This is a genomic window from Xanthovirga aplysinae (assembly GCF_009711365.1).
Taxonomy (GTDB): domain Bacteria; phylum Bacteroidota; class Bacteroidia; order Cytophagales; family Cyclobacteriaceae; genus Xanthovirga; species Xanthovirga aplysinae.
On record NZ_SMMB01000470.1, the window covers coordinates 1 to 1,790 of the forward strand.

Consider the following 1,790-nt stretch of genomic DNA (forward strand, 5'->3'; position numbering starts at 1 on the left):
ACTTATTCCTAAGCATAGTCTTTTCGAAAAGGTGACTCCCCTTTAAATAAGTTATCCCCACTTATTACCTCATGATTGGAGCCCGCTTGAACTCTTTGGTTTCATCAAAAATCATACGGTAAGTGATATGCGTTTTATGAATCTTCCCTCCCATCATTGCAGCTACCTTCATCATTTTAGGGTTGTTATCCGGAATCCAATTCAATTGAATGTCTTCATAAGGGAATAATCTTGGGTTTTCAGAGAGCTGTCGTACTCGTTCCACAATAGCGGTTTCTACTCCTTTACCCTGATGCTTAGGCACCACACCAAATACCAAACCAAAAATCTTCTTATTTGTTCTCATCACCTTGTGATACAAGAACTTGGCTTTCCCTATAAGGTTTAACTTTCCATTTACATGCTTAAAAATCTGGTTCATTTCCGGAAGCATGATAAAAAAAGCAATGGGTTCTCCATTGAAATAGCCAAACCAAAGCAATCTTTCATCCATAATGGGCTTAATTTTTTCCATACTGGCTCTAGCTTGTGCTTCCGACATTTTAGCTACCCCACTATGATTCCCCCAAGCCTCATTATAAATCGTTCTGAAATCCTTACCATATTTTTCCAGATTATTCTTTCTGGAATGCTCAAAATGATAACCGGGATTATTAAAAACACGCTGGGCCCTATCTCTCACTTTCTCCTCCAAACCTCCAGCTATCGGCCGACGATAGGTATACTGCTGGAAATAATCTTTAAATCCGTAGGCCTCAAAATATTCCTGGTAATAAGGAAAATTGTACGGCATGCCATAGGTTGGCTCTGTCCAACCATCTACCAAAAGTCCCCACCACCTATCTCTGTCACCAAAATTAACAGGGCCAATCATAGCCTCCATTTCCTTAGAAACTAACCATTCCTTGGCTGTACCCAAAAGTTTAAAGGCAGCTTCTTTATCTTGAATACACTCAAAAAAGCCCATTCCTCCGGTTGGTTCATCATATTTATGGACAGTCTTTTTATCAATAAAAGCCGCCACTCTGCCAATGGTTTGGCCCTCATCATTCAAAAGTATCCAACGGATACATTCCCCGTGTCTGAAATATTTATTTACTTTTGGATCAAATACACCCTCAATATCCTGATCTAAAGGTCGGATCCAACTTTTTTCATCTTTATATAATCGGACAGGAAGCATTAAAAATTCCTTAGCCGACCACTTATCCCTGACTTCAATTACCTTCATGAATAACCTTTTTTCAAATTCGTCAAAAATAAACAGTAATTCCTCACCAAGAAAATCTTTTGAAAAATATCAACAGAAAAATAAGAAATCACTCCTAAAATGTTTTAAACTGGCCTATCAGGCCTACACTTCTCCCTAATTTCAAGGCAATTACAAATTAAGCCTTAAACATCTGGGCCTAGTCTATTGCTGCCAAAAGTTAAATATTAGGCTTAAAGCCACAATAATATTGCCTTATTTGACACCAATAAAATCATTACAACTATATCCCATAGGGAGGCTTTTATAATAAGCTTTCATTATAACGACCAATACAAAAAGACCTTATCAAATTTTAAAGGTGGAATGAAGCACTACCATCCGTAATAACTTAATTCGTAATTAACAATTATTAACCAACTCATGTTAAAACTTTTAATTACTGACTTAAAACCTTCATTAAACCTGAAAACAGGAATGCACCAAATCCCTTAGAGCTATACTTAAGATTAGGCATAAAAAAAGACGAGCAGTATAACTGATCGTCTTGATGTGGGCCCTGCTGGATTCGAACCAGCGA

The 1,790-nt window shown here is 37.3% G+C and carries 1 protein-coding gene; it reads right to left on the reverse strand.

Annotation, left to right across the window (positions count from 1 at the left end; all coding sequences use genetic code 11):
* Positions 1-64: 64 nt before the first annotated feature.
* On the reverse strand, positions 65-1,231 hold the full coding sequence (locus E1171_RS01875) for a hypothetical protein (RefSeq protein WP_155203517.1): 1,167 nt from the start codon (positions 1,229-1,231) through the stop codon (positions 65-67).
* Between the last annotated feature and the right edge of the window lie 559 nt (positions 1,232-1,790).